This window comes from Nitrosomonas marina, assembly GCF_900111605.1.
Taxonomy (GTDB): Bacteria; Pseudomonadota; Gammaproteobacteria; order Burkholderiales; family Nitrosomonadaceae; genus Nitrosomonas; species Nitrosomonas marina_A.
On the sequence record NZ_FOIA01000025.1, the window covers coordinates 19996 to 32883 of the forward strand.

General features: G+C 44.9%; 26 protein-coding genes. 23 read left to right on the forward strand and 3 right to left on the reverse strand.

The window, feature by feature from the left end; all coding sequences use genetic code 11:
- Positions 1–355: 355 nt before the first annotated feature.
- The 3 genes from BMY62_RS11405 to BMY62_RS11415 form a co-directional block, all read right to left on the reverse strand.
- The gene (locus BMY62_RS11405; RefSeq protein ID WP_090659909.1) at positions 356–691 is read right to left on the reverse strand and encodes a hypothetical protein; all 336 of its coding nucleotides are present in this window, start codon (positions 689–691) and stop codon (positions 356–358) included.
- 29 nt (positions 692–720) lie between these two features.
- On the reverse strand, positions 721–990 hold the full coding sequence (locus tag BMY62_RS11410; RefSeq protein WP_090659912.1) for a hypothetical protein: 270 nt from the start codon (positions 988–990) through the stop codon (positions 721–723).
- Positions 991–1163: 173 nt separating this feature from the next.
- On the reverse strand, positions 1164–1667 hold the full coding sequence (locus BMY62_RS11415) for a helix-turn-helix domain-containing protein (protein ID WP_177170370.1): 504 nt from the start codon (positions 1665–1667) through the stop codon (positions 1164–1166).
- On the opposite strand from BMY62_RS11415, the gene BMY62_RS16190 reads away from it, so the two are divergent.
- From BMY62_RS16190 to BMY62_RS11505, 23 genes are all read left to right on the forward strand, one after another.
- Complete coding sequence (locus BMY62_RS16190; protein ID WP_177170371.1) at positions 1666–1956, forward strand: helix-turn-helix domain-containing protein; 291 nt, start codon at positions 1666–1668, stop codon at positions 1954–1956. The genes BMY62_RS11415 and BMY62_RS16190 overlap by 2 nt on opposite strands.
- A 112-nt stretch (positions 1957–2068) precedes the next feature.
- A complete protein-coding gene (locus BMY62_RS11420) occupies positions 2069–2692 on the forward strand; it encodes a hypothetical protein (RefSeq protein WP_090659917.1) in 624 nt (207 codons plus the stop codon).
- Between the two features lie 503 nt (positions 2693–3195).
- Positions 3196–4125 (forward strand): hypothetical protein, encoded by a 930-nt coding sequence (locus BMY62_RS11425; RefSeq protein WP_090659921.1) that lies wholly within the window; start codon positions 3196–3198, stop codon positions 4123–4125.
- Complete coding sequence (locus tag BMY62_RS11430; protein ID WP_143058803.1) at positions 4112–4747, forward strand: hypothetical protein; 636 nt, start codon at positions 4112–4114, stop codon at positions 4745–4747. Before BMY62_RS11425 ends, BMY62_RS11430 begins: the two co-directional genes overlap by 14 nt.
- Positions 4744–4866, forward strand: coding sequence for a hypothetical protein (locus tag BMY62_RS16535; protein WP_256207576.1), 123 nt, complete (start codon positions 4744–4746; stop codon positions 4864–4866). Before BMY62_RS11430 ends, BMY62_RS16535 begins: the two co-directional genes overlap by 4 nt.
- Positions 4867–5021: 155 nt before the next feature.
- Positions 5022–5510 carry a DNA N-6-adenine-methyltransferase gene (locus BMY62_RS11435; protein ID WP_090659927.1) on the forward strand — a complete coding sequence of 163 codons (489 nt, stop codon included), beginning with the start codon at positions 5022–5024 and terminating at the stop codon, positions 5508–5510.
- 1 nt (position 5511) lies between these two features.
- Positions 5512–5667: a hypothetical protein gene (locus BMY62_RS16195; RefSeq protein ID WP_177170372.1), complete on the forward strand. Its 156-nt coding sequence runs from the start codon at positions 5512–5514 to the stop codon at positions 5665–5667.
- A complete protein-coding gene (locus tag BMY62_RS11440; protein ID WP_090659930.1) occupies positions 5664–6242 on the forward strand; it encodes a vacuolar protein-sorting-associated protein 25 in 579 nt (192 codons plus the stop codon). The genes BMY62_RS16195 and BMY62_RS11440 overlap by 4 nt, the downstream gene beginning before the upstream one ends.
- A 2-nt stretch (positions 6243–6244) precedes the next feature.
- Positions 6245–6673, forward strand: coding sequence for a hypothetical protein (locus BMY62_RS11445; protein ID WP_090659934.1), 429 nt, complete (start codon positions 6245–6247; stop codon positions 6671–6673).
- Entirely contained in the window at positions 6666–6947 is a 282-nt protein-coding gene (locus tag BMY62_RS16760) for a DUF968 domain-containing protein (RefSeq protein ID WP_090659937.1), read from the forward strand. Before BMY62_RS11445 ends, BMY62_RS16760 begins: the two co-directional genes overlap by 8 nt.
- Positions 6937–7101, forward strand: a complete 165-nt coding sequence (locus BMY62_RS16200) for a hypothetical protein (RefSeq protein ID WP_177170373.1) — start codon at positions 6937–6939, stop codon at positions 7099–7101. The genes BMY62_RS16760 and BMY62_RS16200 overlap by 11 nt, the downstream gene beginning before the upstream one ends.
- A complete protein-coding gene (locus BMY62_RS11455; RefSeq protein WP_090659940.1) occupies positions 7101–7397 on the forward strand; it encodes a hypothetical protein in 297 nt (98 codons plus the stop codon). Before BMY62_RS16200 ends, BMY62_RS11455 begins: the two co-directional genes overlap by 1 nt.
- Positions 7394–7681 carry a hypothetical protein gene (locus tag BMY62_RS11460; protein ID WP_090659943.1) on the forward strand — a complete coding sequence of 96 codons (288 nt, stop codon included), beginning with the start codon at positions 7394–7396 and terminating at the stop codon, positions 7679–7681. The genes BMY62_RS11455 and BMY62_RS11460 overlap by 4 nt, the downstream gene beginning before the upstream one ends.
- A complete protein-coding gene (locus tag BMY62_RS11465; protein WP_090659947.1) occupies positions 7681–7860 on the forward strand; it encodes a hypothetical protein in 180 nt (59 codons plus the stop codon). Before BMY62_RS11460 ends, BMY62_RS11465 begins: the two co-directional genes overlap by 1 nt.
- Positions 7861–7869: 9 nt before the next feature.
- On the forward strand, positions 7870–8424 hold the full coding sequence (locus BMY62_RS16355; protein ID WP_218142975.1) for a hypothetical protein: 555 nt from the start codon (positions 7870–7872) through the stop codon (positions 8422–8424).
- A gap of 11 nt (positions 8425–8435) precedes the next feature.
- Positions 8436–9083, forward strand: a complete 648-nt coding sequence (locus BMY62_RS11475; RefSeq protein ID WP_090659950.1) for a helix-turn-helix domain-containing protein — start codon at positions 8436–8438, stop codon at positions 9081–9083.
- Between the two features lie 2 nt (positions 9084–9085).
- Complete coding sequence (locus BMY62_RS16205) at positions 9086–9958, forward strand: hypothetical protein (RefSeq protein WP_177170374.1); 873 nt, start codon at positions 9086–9088, stop codon at positions 9956–9958.
- Positions 9955–11532 carry a hypothetical protein gene (locus tag BMY62_RS11485; protein ID WP_090659953.1) on the forward strand — a complete coding sequence of 526 codons (1578 nt, stop codon included), beginning with the start codon at positions 9955–9957 and terminating at the stop codon, positions 11530–11532. Before BMY62_RS16205 ends, BMY62_RS11485 begins: the two co-directional genes overlap by 4 nt.
- On the forward strand, positions 11525–11797 hold the full coding sequence (locus BMY62_RS11490; protein ID WP_090659956.1) for a hypothetical protein: 273 nt from the start codon (positions 11525–11527) through the stop codon (positions 11795–11797). Before BMY62_RS11485 ends, BMY62_RS11490 begins: the two co-directional genes overlap by 8 nt.
- Positions 11798–11812: 15 nt before the next feature.
- Entirely contained in the window at positions 11813–12202 is a 390-nt protein-coding gene (locus BMY62_RS11495; RefSeq protein ID WP_090659959.1) for a hypothetical protein, read from the forward strand.
- A gap of 15 nt (positions 12203–12217) precedes the next feature.
- On the forward strand, positions 12218–12409 hold the full coding sequence (locus BMY62_RS15970; protein ID WP_143058804.1) for a hypothetical protein: 192 nt from the start codon (positions 12218–12220) through the stop codon (positions 12407–12409).
- A 2-nt stretch (positions 12410–12411) separates the two neighbouring features.
- The gene (locus BMY62_RS11500) at positions 12412–12612 is read left to right on the forward strand and encodes a hypothetical protein (protein WP_143058805.1); all 201 of its coding nucleotides are present in this window, start codon (positions 12412–12414) and stop codon (positions 12610–12612) included.
- Positions 12609–12866, forward strand: coding sequence for an acyl carrier protein (locus tag BMY62_RS11505; protein WP_090659965.1), 258 nt, complete (start codon positions 12609–12611; stop codon positions 12864–12866). Before BMY62_RS11500 ends, BMY62_RS11505 begins: the two co-directional genes overlap by 4 nt.
- Positions 12867–12888: the final 22 nt, after the last annotated feature.

Sequence of the window (12888 nt, forward strand, 5' to 3'; positions counted from 1 at the left end):
ATTCTACAATTTATTTTGTATTATCTGAAATCATAGTGTTTCTTGATGCTACTGAACACTATATATTGTGTGTGGTTTTGGCTGATTTGTTGGGTAGTAAGAAATAAAGCGTTCGTCGAATCAGGGATGTTTTTATGGAAAACGTGGATTTTTCTGGACACCTTGCGAGGCATAATCGAATTGTGTCGTTTGCTGGTAAACGACAAATCAATTATTAATTTGAGAGTTTATGATTAATAATGATTAGAATTTATCAATAAAGAATATTTTTGTTGATAAACACTAAATGGCATTTAAAGCAATGGATATAATTGAAAAATTGCAAACCTTAATTAATCGAGACAACCTGATCCACTTATTTATTATTTTGTTTGTCGTTGATTTCTTTGTCTATCAGTTTTACGGTGTCGGGGTTATTAATGGGAAATTCCTTATTATTAACTTTAATGTTGATATAAGAAGTTCTGTGCCTTGAGTGCGCCTTTTCGACTAACCATGCAATTACAAGGATAAGTGTAATTTTTGTGACATCAATAGTAACATTGATGTTGATTGATACATCTATTGAGGCATTGACATCGTCAAAACATACTTCGTTTTTCCCGCCATCAATTATTGTAACCCCGTCTGGCGTATCTTCAAGAAGCTCAGACAAAAATGTCGTTTCTTTTGTGTGGATAATAAATTTCATGCTTTTATTCTCAGTGGATAAAGCGCAAATCAGGGAAAGCTAACCCAATCATCTTTTTTATCAAAATAAAGAGTTTCATATGGAAAACCAGCCCTTTTCGCTAAATAAACCGCCTCCGCTATCGATGGCAACTCGCCTTGTAAAGGAATCATCCAGCAGCTTTTGCCAAGCTTTTTGGTGTCTTTATTTCGCTTGCAGAGTTTTGCTAGACAATTTTCTATGGAATTCCAGGTTTGGCTTGAATCGTAAGAAAAATCGCCGGGGTTAGGAGTTTCAATGTAAAGGATTAGGTATTGCATTGCCTTAAAAATTGCTAATTCTTGGTTTTTTGAGTTGCTGTTCTACAATGTGGGCATTTAGATATTTTCGTGATCATTATTAGTAGATAGATTGTTAGTTGTTAACATCCTGATTTTTATATTTTCTGCAATAACAGAGGTCATCTACGCACCAGCCAGCAATATAAAGCACGTTATTTCGTTTCTTCCTTTTTTCCGTCTGGTTTGTCGTCTGTATTGCTAAATACGTTAATGATTTTTTTTGCGTCACCTCTACGTGAATCAGGAACTTGCATGACCGCTTTTACTAACTCTGCTTGTTCCATGCTTAATGTTTCCGGGTCAATTCCAAGCGAATCTAGCGTATCTCTTATTTTGTTATTTGATTTTTGCTCGTGAGGCAATGGCAAGCCGGACATGGATGATAAATCGCATAACTGAGAATATGATGGTTGATGATGACCTCTTTCCCAGGCCGACACATTCCCTTTTGTGCAGCCCAGTTTCTCTGCCAATTGTTCCTGTGTTAGCGCCAACTTTTCTCTGACGCTTTTCACAAACCCGGATATATCAAGATCAGTAACCATTTGCCAAAGGTAAAGCAAATCTATACCCCCGTTATCTATATTTTGTTGACTTGCAAATATAGAAAATCTATACTTGGTTTTAAATTGATTAAAACCATACGTTTTATCCATGACTGATAAGAATACAAAAGATGTGTATGCCCAAATTGTTGACAGGATAGTCGAGGCCCTTGGTGTTACCAAGGTTGAGTTTGGGCAAAGACTGGATGTTTCAAAGTCTGTCGTTAATTCATGGCGGATAACAGGGATACCCGGCAAATATTGCAAGGTTATTGAGATCATGCTGGAGAAAACTAGTGATCCCATGACCAAAAAGGATCTCAGGCCATTTGATTGGTGGGAAGTTTTTCCAGAGTTGAAGATTGAGCATAAAAATTTATCCCATGAAGATGCAGCTTAAATTCTCTTGTCCGTCCGCGCCGAATGGGGATTCCTTTTCCTCTGTACTTTATCCATTCGGATGCGGGCATTTTTTTCATGCTTTCAGTTTAATTAGGTAAGGACAACAAGTCATGCAGCACATGCCGCAAAAAACCTGGGTAGCAATAATTTCAGACCACGTTGACAAGTGGAGACGTTCTGCAGGCATGAGCCGCGAAGCTGTGGCGGAAATGATTATTTCTGAGTATCAGTTTGCCAACAAAGCCAGATTGCCCGGCATAAAGGATTTCTCGAACGATAAAACGGGTGACATAGACACAAACTTTGAAGCTAGGCGCGTCAATGCGGATCGCATTTTCCGCTGGCTTGATGACCGGACAAAAGACTCAACCCTTTTACCTGCAAATTTCATCCCTTCAGTTTTATCCGCAATGCCTGACGAATACCGGACTCATTGCGTGAACGAATTGTTTATGCAGATCGGTTTTTGTGCGCAGGCGTTGAGCAGCGAACACTCGGATGAAGAGGAAACAGTCTTGAGTCATCTGCAATTGATCATGAAAGAGGGCGGGGAGGCTGAACTGGCTATGTCTCGGCTTGTTGATGGCGAAACGTTTGATGAGTTGACTCAAGCTGAAAAGGAAATCGCTGATCTGATTGAATCTCTGCCAAGGATACAGAGATACGTCAGATCTCGTATAGCAAGAAAAGTTAATGGTGGAGGCAAACATCATGGACAAAAGAAAACAGCATGAAAGATTTGAGTGTATTCCAGCATTTTTTTGGATTGGTTACATGTTTGTATTGATTGGTTTAATTGAGTTGTTTTCACAGTAGCTATCCTTTGTTGATCTACCACCCTTGACGGATGCGCGAAAGCGTAAAGCAGTCTTTAAGGCTGTGAGGGAATCTGTCTAGTTTTGTTTGTTTCGTTGTGTGCTGCCGGCCAATTTTACGCATAGGTTGGTCGGCGGTTTAAGTGATTAATTATAGATAGATAGCTAAACGGATAAGAGAGATTTAATAAGCATGGGCGTTAACATTTTCACAAGCACATCGCTATATTCTAGCAACAGACATAATGCACGGGTTAGCGTCCATGGCTTATTGAATTTCTTGAACAATTGGTATGCGGTAATTGATATACGCATGCATTTGTACCGCGTGTCGCCAAATCGCGCGGTTTTTTTAATCTCTTGCTCAAAGGAGACACCCGCCGTTCAGCGATGGATGGCGGGTTTTTATTAGGTAATTAATTATGGCTAGAGCAAGAAACATTAAACCAAGTTTTCTGACCAATGAGCAGCTTGCTGACAATGATCCTTTAGGACGTTTACTGTTCATCGGTCTATGGATGTACGCAGATTATAACGGCAATCTTGAATACAGAGAGCGGACTCTTAAAGTTCAAATATTGCCATTTGATAACTGCGATTTTCGAGCACTCATGATTAATCTCGATAAATCTGGATTAATACGGTTCTACTCAGACTCAGAAAAGGTTTTCGTAAATATACCAAATTTCAATAAGCACCAAAGTCCACACAAGAACGAAAGGGACAAGCCAAGCGAAATACCGGAGTACACCGAAGATCATCTATATCTAATTGATTTTAATACACTCACGATAAATCCAGAAAAATCTGGAGTAAAACGAGAGTGCTCTACTAGTGATCGCGCTGAATCCCTCTTCCTGAATCCCTCTTCATTGAATCCTGAATCCCCATTACCTGATTCCGGTACAGATACTCCGGATTCTAACGAATCCTCCGTATCTTTTTTTCCGCAGGGGGGTGAAAAACCACCACCCCCAGCGACCAAAAAAAATCAGGAACCGATAACCCGTGAAACATGGGAAGCCTACAGCGTTGCCTACGAAAGCCGGTACGGTACAAAACCGGTCCGGAATGCAACCGTGTCGTCGCAACTGGCGCAGTTCGTGAAGCGGATCGGGAAGGATGAATCGCCACGTGTTGCTGAGTTTTTCGTTCATCACAACAACCAGTTTTACGTCACGAAAATGCACACAGTCGGGCTTTTGCTGGCGGACGCAGAAAAGCTCAGGACGGAGTGGGCGACCAAGCGAACCGTCACGCAGACGCAGGCAAGGCAAATGGACAGAACGCAAGCCAGAGGTAGTGTTTTTAACAATCTAATCAGCGAGGTAAAGGCAAGTGCGAGCAAGTGAAGAACTCTTGAAAGCAATCGCGGTAACGGCTGAATTGACCGATACGGATTTGTCGGAAGCAGCGGCAAGGGTGATGGCTGACGATTTGTCGGAATACCCTGAAGATCAGGTTCTCAAGGCTTTGGTCAAGTGTCGGCGCGAGGTTAAAGGCCGGTTGCGAATCAGTGATGTTGTCTCGCGGCTTGATGACGGTCGGCCTGGTCCTGAAGAGGCATGGGCGATGATCCCGCATAACGAGAGAGATTCGGTTGTGTGGACTGAGGAAATGGCCGAAGCGTATGGAATCGCTGCACCGTTGATAAACGATGGTGACAGGGTGCAGGCTCGCATGGCTTTTCTCGAAACTTACAAGGATCGGTGCGAGAAGGCGAGAAGCGAGAAGCTGCCGGTCAAGTGGTCTCCGTCGCTTGGTTTTGACAAAAACGGCAGGGAACGTGTTTTGCTGGAGGCGGTTGAGAAGGGCAGGTTATCGCATGATCATGTTGTCGGTTTGTTGCCACCTACACCGGCGCAACAGTTTTTGATTGAAGACAAAAGCAAAGGATTAACGAAAGTTTCTGACAAGTTTAAAGAACTCAAGTTGATCGTTAGCAAGAAGAATGCTGATCCGGTTCTGGAATGATCACAGACCACCTGGACCCGTCATTAATCGAATACGTTGAAGCGGTTGTTACCGGGTTTCTGTTGGTCGTTGGTGTTACTTCTGCGGTTATTTTGCTGGTTGATTATCTTAGGAAATAGGCAATGGAAATCATTTTCTTGGTACTTGTGTTGGCAGCATTGGTGGGAGTCGTTGTGTACGCACACTTCGACAACAAGCGGTGCGAATTAGACATGCAGGATTTAATCGACTCAGCTTTTGAGTCTTTGATGAAGATGTTCAAAAGAATTTGAGAATGGCTCACAGAGAACATCAAAATCCGATTGGTAAAAGTAGCGAGTGGCTTACACCACCATGGATACTTGAAAAACTTGGTGAGTTTGATCTTGATCCATGTGCGCCAGCGGTTAGGCCGTGGGAAACGGCTAATAGTCATTACACAATCAACGATGATGGTTTGACTAAAGGATGGTTCGGTCGAGTATGGCTGAACCCGCCTTTTGATCGTTTTCAAAGACCTAAGTGGATCAAGAAAATGTGTGAGCACGGAAACGGAATCATGCTGATACCGGCAGCGTGCGAAACGTATGCCTTCCGTGAGTATGTTTTCGGCAAGAGCAACGGTATTTTGATGATGCACAAACGTCCTCATTTTTGTGATTTGACCGGGCGCGAAGAGAAAGGCAATTCTGGCCAGACTATTTGCCTTGTCGCATACGGCGAAAAGAATTTCGATGTCCTTAAGAATAGTGGGCTTGGCGTGATGCTGGTGGAGGCTTCCTGACATGGAAAAGCGGCTGCCTACAGTGAAAGAGGCTATCGATTATTTAAAGAAGTGCCATACGCAGCAATACATTGATGACTGTATTGCGTTTTGGGTGGGGCTTGGTACTCAGCCTGGATTTGAGCAGGCGGTGCGTGCGGGGTTGAAAAAGAAATGAGCGCACTCCCAAAAGAACAGGAATTCAAGAAGCCAAGTCGCAAGCCAGTTCCGGTTTTTATGCGTGTTATTCAGGGTGGCTTTGTTCCCGCGGATGCGACAGCAGAACAGCAGTTGCGGGACAAAAAATTCAAGATTGGCGATGTTGTTAAGGTTTTCGTTCGGAAGCTGAGAAGCGGAAAATTTAACAGAAAAGTCCACCGAATCGGACAGTTATGTGTTGAGCATATCGATGATTTTAAACACATGGATGCGCATTCGGTTTTGAAGCGTTTGCAATTGGAAGGGAACATTTACTGCGATGAAATAGCGGTTAGACCATCCGGAATACGGACCCTGATACCGCGTGAAGTTATAAAGACGCTTAAGCCTGTATTGGAATTATTTGGACTGAAATTGACTGATACGGGATTGCTGATCGTGCGGATACCGCGCAGTTTGAGTTTTGAGAGCATGGATCAGGCGGAGTACGAGGACGCGGCCAGAAAGATGTGCGATTACATATCGGAAGTGTACTGGCGCAGTCTTGAGTCGTGGCAGATTGAGGAAATGGCTGATTCTTTTGTGGATCATTGATTATGCAGAATTGCAATCTGGTTAAACATGAGGGGCGTTGCGATGGAGCAGAATGGACTGAGTGTTCTTACTGCGGCGCCATAGACGATGAACCGTGCAAATCTGATCGTCAAATGAAGATAGTGCTGATCCAGTCACTGGTTGACATGAATGCGCAAATATCAAAGCAGTCGGACGCATTTGAAATCCTGTTCGGTAGTTATTTTGCAGGTGAGGGCGGCGTTCCAAGACTGATTAATGATTTGTTCTGCAAGAACATGGAATTGGTCACTCAGCTTACTGGTATCAGCAAAGAAGCCATAGAGTGGTTTTTGTTCGACAACGAGTGCGGTCAGTCGAATATGGCGGCAAGTTGCAACGGTGTTGAGTACCACATCGGCAGCGTAGAGCAGTTTGTTGATTTTGAGACTGGTGTCAGTTGCGATGACTAAATCAGAATCAGACCACATAGAAAGAGTTAAGTCGCTTCCGTGCTGTTTGTGTGGATCAAGTGCGCCAAGTGATGCGCACCACATACTTGAGGGAAGAATTAAAGGCAGGCGTGGTAATCATTTTTGCACGATACCGCTTTGCAAGGATTGTCACCAGGGTGAGCGTAACGGAATTCATGGCCGGCAGATAATGTTGAAACTGAAAAAGCAGACTGAACTTAATCTTCTTGGCGAAACGATAGAGCGTTTGTATGGGAGGCGGTATGGATGTTGAGGAAATGATCGACCACTGCATGTTGCACAGTGATGACTTGACCGACTGGGAGGCTGATTTTGTGGACAGCCTACAGAACCAGTTAGACGACGGGCGTAATTTGTCCGACAGGCAGGTGGATAAATTGAACCAGATTTATGAGGGGCTTGATTGATGGGAATTTTAATAATTGTTGGGTTGTTTGGTTTTGGGATTTATTTGTGGGTTAAGGCTGGTGATCTTGAAATCAGAGAGCTCGGAATAGCGGCTGCTGTGGAGGGCTATCGGCGCAACATGCGTCAATACAAAATTTACCAAAGTAACGCCAAAATACATCATAAAAACGCTCATTGCTGCGAAGTAAAGGCATCAGATTGTTTTGAAAGGGCAGAAGATTGGAAAAATGATCTAAAGGGCTTAGGTGTGGATGTGGACAAGCTGGAGACTGAAATTGATGGAGAGAATAAATGATTAATTTTTTCAAGTGGCTTGAGAGTGCAAGTAAATCAGTACATAAATACTGTTGGCAGGCGTACAGATTCGCTAGAACAGGCGATCTGTATGCGTTGTATGTCATCACCAGAATTAAGCGTTTCCGTGAACTATCAACGCTGACATACAAAATACTAGCGGCTCGAGAGCAGGCTCGTAATCACTCAGCAGGAGCGGAATGGATGAAAGTTCATGCGGCTGTGGCTGAACATTACATCAAATTGTATAACAGCAGAAAGTTCTGGTTTATGGGCAGAAAATAATGTTCTCAGTAATCAAAAAAACCAATAACGGCCTGGAATCAACAGTTCTCAAAAGCGATCTCATGACGCGTAAAAGCGCCCGGCACTTCTGCAAAGGTATCGTGGCAAGGGCGAATCCAGAGCCAAGGCTGGTTATTGTCCACCCGGATGGTGTTGAAGAGGTTTTTCAGAACAAATAAAGGGTACTGATGCCGTCATATTCAAAAGGTTTTATACAAAGCATAGAAGGCCGCGTAAAAAATGGCAGTCTGAAGGTTTCGTCGACTTTTGGAGGCGGCAATAACGTAGCAAGTGTAGCAAGTGTAGCAAGTGTAGCAAGTGTAGCAAGTGTAGCAAGTGTAGCAAGTGCTGGAAGTGCTGGTTTAAAACAGGTTTCAGGAAAAACCGGTTCGGTTGAAAACCTGCAGGCGCTTGGTCGCATGAAGGCCGGTAAGATGAATAAAACCGAGAGGGAGTATTCACAGTACCTTGATGCGTTGAAAGCCTGTGGTGATGTGTTGTGGTGGGAATTTGAGGCAATAAAGCTGAGGCTTGCGGATAACACATATTACACGATTGATTTTTTTGTCATGAGTGCCAGTGGAATGCTTGAAGCGCACGAAACGAAAGGTGGGTATGCGTTCGAAGATTCAATTGTTAAATTAAAGGTTGCAAATAGATTATTTCCATTCGCTTTTTTCTTGGTTAAAAAGAAAAAAGGCGGGGGCTGGAACATCACCAAGGTTGGAAACAAAAGTAAATAAAAACAATTTTGATGAGTAAAAAGTCAGAAGATAGCCCATCATCGCCAGCCGCACGAGTTGCGCTGGCCAGATCGATAGGAAAGCGTCTTAAGATGGCCAGAGAACGCGCTGGCTTTACTCAGGTTGACGCTGCTGAACAGCTTGGCTATACGAATTCATCAAAACTCGCCAAGGTTGAGCGGGCGACAGATACTAATTCAGTTCCGTTATGGCTTATTTTGCGGGCAGCAAGGGTGTATGAAACATCCATAGACTTCATCTTTGGCGAAACTGACGACTGGGAAATTGGTTACAAATCTTGGATAGAGCGCGACGTATCAAAGTGGGTGTTTACTGCGAATGAGCAATTTCACTTGCGTGAAATGGAGATACTTAAATCTCTAATGATGCGAACAAAGGTTATTCATGACAGTGTTGAGGATATGAGTTATGTGTCTCAAGAACTTGAGCAGGCTATGCGTCGGTTTATTGAGTTGAATTCAGGTTTTGAGACTGACATGAGGGGTGGTAGCAGGTTGTTGGCAGCTATAGAAAAAGTTTGTGAAACGGCGAAAAGAGGCAAGAAGCGTGTTGATATGTTTGGTAAAGAGTGCAACAGGCGGTTTAAACAGAAAGATCCGCAGCCTACGCTGGATCTTCAATTCGATAGTGAATCATAACAATGGCCGCAAAACCAAAATTAACCCCTGAACAATGGGCTGAAGTCAGAAAGACCTGGGAGAGCGATTCCAGGAAGGGTTTCCCTTGGCTGGTCAAAGAACTGGGGCTCGGTGTCAGTGTGGAGGCGGTACGTCAGAGGTCAAAATCTGAAGGTTGGGAAAAAGCAAAAAAACCAAGCTTGGAAAATAAAAAACCAAGCTTGCGAAATGAAAAAACCAAGCTTGGGAAAACAGCAAAGAATAAGCCCAAAACCAAGACATCGAAAACCGTAACTGCTGATACCGGACCAATTACGAAAGCATTGATCAAAAGCGGCGAGACTGGCGCGAAAGCCAATAAGGGTGGGCGTCCAACAAAATACCGCGATGAATACGCAGAGCAGGCGTACAAGCTGTGTCTGCTTGGATATACCGATAAGGAGTTGGCTGATTTCTTTGGTGTTGCTGAGTCAACTATCAATGAATGGAAGGTTGACCATAGGGAGTTTTCGGAGTCCATATCGAACGGCAAAGTCAGAGCGGATGCGGTTGCCGCTGAACGCCTGTTTGTGAGGGTGTGTGGGTACCGATACACGGAGACTAAAACCAAGGTTGGGTTCACTGAAGATGGCGATGAATTCAGCATTGAGAGGACCGTTACCGAAAAGGAAGTGCCGCCAGATGTAAATGCCGCATTCCTGTGGTTGAAGAACAGGCAGGCAAGCAGGTGGAGAGACAGGGTTGATAACTCTATCAAGCTGGACGGCGAGACATTGAGAGGTATTGCGGACAAGTTCACTGAAATCATGGAGAAAGCCAGAGAGCGCCAGAAAGCCGTTTTAATTGAACGCGGGATACTGATTGATAGTGAAACCGGAAGGCCGGTAGATGGATGAGCGCTCAGAATTCGATATTCTCAGATCCGAGATATGCGGATTTTGTTGACAGGTTTCATGCTGACCCGCTGAGATTCGCGGTTGAAGTCACCGGTATTACACCGTCATTCGACCAAGAGGACCTGCTTCATGAAATATCACCGGCCAATGCCAAGGTTTCAGTAGTTTCAGGTACGTCGACTGGTAAGACGGCTGCATTTGGCCGGATTGTATTGTGGCATTTGTTGTGTTTCCCGATCGCGGCCTATGAAGGCAAGATCGAGATAGGATCAAATACATATATCGGTGCGCCGCGTATCAACCAGGTCGGTGATGGTGTCTGGAAGGAAATGCAGGATGCGCGGATTGGTATAGCGTCGGGTGAGTATTCATGGATCAATGATTACTACGAAATAACCAAGACGCGCGCGTATGTAAAAGGTTTTGAGGAACAATGGTTCGCCGCTCAGGTTGCAATGCAGAAGGGGCAGGCGATCGGTGTGGCAGGTAAGCACCGGTACTGGCAGTTGATCATCATCGATGAGGCTGCAGGCGTCCCGGATGAGCATTTTGATGTGATCGAGGGCACGCAGACGCAGCCTGGCAATCGAACGTTGCTGGCGTCGCAGGGTGTCAGAAATGCAGGCAGGTTTTATGAAACACACCATAGCCTGTCCAGGGATAACGGCGGATCATGGGCGAACCTGGTATTTAACTCTGAGCATTCACCGTTTGTTACAAAACAGTGGCTAAGGGATCGTGATGAAGAGACGGGCGGCAAAACTTCGGTCGAGTACATCATCCGCGTCAAGGGTGGATTCGCAGACAGTTCAGGAAGCAATCTGCTTACTCGGTCGGATATGGAGAGTGCTTTCAATTTGGGAAGCATCATAGGTGATGATGAGGCGTATGGCTTGATGCTGTTAGCTGACGTCGCCTTGGGTGAGTACCGGGATTATTCGGTTGCCGTTGTTGCCAAGGTAATTGGTTACGGTGACATCGGTGCTGATGCGAGACGTGTTGAGTACATTCTGATACCGATACACACAAACTCAAAAGATGAGGTCACATTTGCAGGGGATCTGGTTGATTTGTTCGGGAAAACATCAAACGCAACGCTGTTGGTTGATAACGGTGGCGCCGGGCACACGGTGAACAGGCTGATAGAAATGCAGGGCGTTCCTGTGGTCCGGGTGGACTGGGGAAAACCGTGCTTCAAGAAAGAGTACCAGAACAGGTTTTATAACCGCCGAGCGTGCGCGATGGTGCGGTGGAGGGATGCTGTCAAGGCTGGGAGGGTGTCTTTTCTGTTTCCGGACGGAATCGATAGGAAAACGCGCGAAAAGATAATGTCGCAGGGTTCAAGATTGCCGTATCACTTCGCCGAAGCGGGCGGGTTGAAATACGTCATGATGAAAAAGGAAAAGATGCGTGAAGAGGGCATACCTTCGCCGGACATTATAGATCCAATGACGTTTCCGTTTCTTGAGGACGCAAACGAATACATTGTGGCCGATGGCGCCGGTCGCGGTACTAACACTTCGGCAGTGGATGATGCCATGGCCAAGGCTGATGAGGAGTTTTCTGATGTTTAATGAAAAGGTAGCAGGTGCGGGCGAAGTCGGAATGAGGGTGTATATCTCAACTATTTTGCCGTGCGAGTTGAAGATTGTTGAGGCGGCGGCAGCGGATATACACAAAATGTCATTGGATCAGGCATTTCTTGATCCTGAAAGCAATCTCGTTGTTGGGTACGTAGTCAGCAGTGGTATCGAAAAGGCCATGTACTGCACGCAGGATTTAATAGACTTGATCGACAAGGCCGAGGCGATGACCGATGGCGGTCAGACCAGGCATTAATTGGGGATTCTGAATATGGGCAAAAATTACTATCTGCACTTAGACAAAAAGGGTGATGAAGATATAAGCCAAGCTTTTGATCCGGTGCATATTGGGAAATCATCTGTAGGCTGGTATTTCTCTCTGCACATTTATCCGCACAGGGAAATTCACGACCTGGATGACTGGGAGCGTTTATTTAACAAAGATATCGTAACCATCCGTGACGAGTACGGGAATAAGACTTTGCCGGGCGATATGATGAATATCATCACCGTAAGATGCTTTGGTGGTAAGCACACCGAATCTAATCTTGAAGTGGCCGAGGTCGGTATAAATAACCTTTTGCGATACAGAATTGATGGCGATCGTTGCATAGGCCATGGAACTGGCACATGGGACCTGTTTGTTAGTGATTTTAGTTGAGTCAGGTGCTGGTATATGTCTATCAGAAAAATGAGAGTTTACGAGGTGGAGTTATACCATCCGGTCGGATTGCTGCGGCGCAAGGTGTTTTATGTGTTTGCCAACAATTATGACGATGCGATGGATAGGGTTATTAAACGATGGCCGAATGCGGAGCCGCTATCCGTGTGCTGCCTTGGGAATCGAAAAGCAACCTGGCTGAGGTAAATATGGCAACCAAAATAAACATTGAAATGATCTGCGCTGATTGCGGGGCAGAAATTGATCTACAGGAACTACATTACAATGAAGTGGAGGAAGAGGACGGCACAGATGCCGCGTTGTGTCATGACTGTATGGACAAAATGAATGGCGAAGGCATTTATAGTTTTGGGCACTTAGGATACTTTCTTAGTGACTGGATGCAATGAGTGTAAACAAGGTTGTAAAAGGCATTCTGAGTGAGAAGCTGGGCGTAGATCGTCGATCGATCAGGATGGATTCTCGTATCGGTGATGACCTGTGCGCTGATTCACTAAAGTTTCTGGAGATCATCATCGCGCTGGAAAGCGAGCTCGATATCAGTATTGAGGATTCGGATGCTGAAAAGGTTGTGACGGTGCGGGACCTGTTAGATGTTGTGAGAAACGAGGTTGATTTGAAGCGTCAGGCAAAGGCCGCCTGATGTTAATAATTTAGACCACAAT

Bases quoted from the DNA above. Each gene is read 5' to 3' on its own strand.
- BMY62_RS11405 (WP_090659909.1), bottom strand. From the start codon at position 691: ATGAAATTTATTATCCACACAAAAGAAACGACATTTTTGTCTGAGCTT.
- BMY62_RS11410 (WP_090659912.1), bottom strand. From the start codon at position 990: ATGCAATACCTAATCCTTTACATTGAAACTCCTAACCCCGGCGATTTT.
- BMY62_RS16190 (WP_177170371.1), top strand. From the start codon at position 1,666: ATGACTGATAAGAATACAAAAGATGTGTATGCCCAAATTGTTGACAGG.
- BMY62_RS11415 (WP_177170370.1), bottom strand. From the start codon at position 1,667: ATGGATAAAACGTATGGTTTTAATCAATTTAAAACCAAGTATAGATTT.
- BMY62_RS11420 (WP_090659917.1), top strand. From the start codon at position 2,069: ATGCAGCACATGCCGCAAAAAACCTGGGTAGCAATAATTTCAGACCAC.
- BMY62_RS11425 (WP_090659921.1), top strand. From the start codon at position 3,196: ATGGCTAGAGCAAGAAACATTAAACCAAGTTTTCTGACCAATGAGCAG.
- BMY62_RS16535 (WP_256207576.1), top strand. From the start codon at position 4,744: ATGATCACAGACCACCTGGACCCGTCATTAATCGAATACGTTGAAGCG.
- BMY62_RS11435 (WP_090659927.1), top strand. From the start codon at position 5,022: ATGGCTCACAGAGAACATCAAAATCCGATTGGTAAAAGTAGCGAGTGG.
- BMY62_RS16195 (WP_177170372.1), top strand. From the start codon at position 5,512: ATGGAAAAGCGGCTGCCTACAGTGAAAGAGGCTATCGATTATTTAAAG.
- BMY62_RS11440 (WP_090659930.1), top strand. From the start codon at position 5,664: ATGAGCGCACTCCCAAAAGAACAGGAATTCAAGAAGCCAAGTCGCAAG.
- BMY62_RS11445 (WP_090659934.1), top strand. From the start codon at position 6,245: ATGCAGAATTGCAATCTGGTTAAACATGAGGGGCGTTGCGATGGAGCA.
- BMY62_RS16760 (WP_090659937.1), top strand. From the start codon at position 6,666: ATGACTAAATCAGAATCAGACCACATAGAAAGAGTTAAGTCGCTTCCG.
- BMY62_RS16200 (WP_177170373.1), top strand. From the start codon at position 6,937: ATGGATGTTGAGGAAATGATCGACCACTGCATGTTGCACAGTGATGAC.
- BMY62_RS11455 (WP_090659940.1), top strand. From the start codon at position 7,101: ATGGGAATTTTAATAATTGTTGGGTTGTTTGGTTTTGGGATTTATTTG.
- BMY62_RS11460 (WP_090659943.1), top strand. From the start codon at position 7,394: ATGATTAATTTTTTCAAGTGGCTTGAGAGTGCAAGTAAATCAGTACAT.
- BMY62_RS11465 (WP_090659947.1), top strand. From the start codon at position 7,681: ATGTTCTCAGTAATCAAAAAAACCAATAACGGCCTGGAATCAACAGTT.
- BMY62_RS16355 (WP_218142975.1), top strand. From the start codon at position 7,870: ATGCCGTCATATTCAAAAGGTTTTATACAAAGCATAGAAGGCCGCGTA.
- BMY62_RS11475 (WP_090659950.1), top strand. From the start codon at position 8,436: ATGAGTAAAAAGTCAGAAGATAGCCCATCATCGCCAGCCGCACGAGTT.
- BMY62_RS16205 (WP_177170374.1), top strand. From the start codon at position 9,086: ATGGCCGCAAAACCAAAATTAACCCCTGAACAATGGGCTGAAGTCAGA.
- BMY62_RS11485 (WP_090659953.1), top strand. From the start codon at position 9,955: ATGAGCGCTCAGAATTCGATATTCTCAGATCCGAGATATGCGGATTTT.
- BMY62_RS11490 (WP_090659956.1), top strand. From the start codon at position 11,525: ATGTTTAATGAAAAGGTAGCAGGTGCGGGCGAAGTCGGAATGAGGGTG.
- BMY62_RS11495 (WP_090659959.1), top strand. From the start codon at position 11,813: ATGGGCAAAAATTACTATCTGCACTTAGACAAAAAGGGTGATGAAGAT.
- BMY62_RS15970 (WP_143058804.1), top strand. From the start codon at position 12,218: ATGTCTATCAGAAAAATGAGAGTTTACGAGGTGGAGTTATACCATCCG.
- BMY62_RS11500 (WP_143058805.1), top strand. From the start codon at position 12,412: ATGGCAACCAAAATAAACATTGAAATGATCTGCGCTGATTGCGGGGCA.
- BMY62_RS11505 (WP_090659965.1), top strand. From the start codon at position 12,609: ATGAGTGTAAACAAGGTTGTAAAAGGCATTCTGAGTGAGAAGCTGGGC.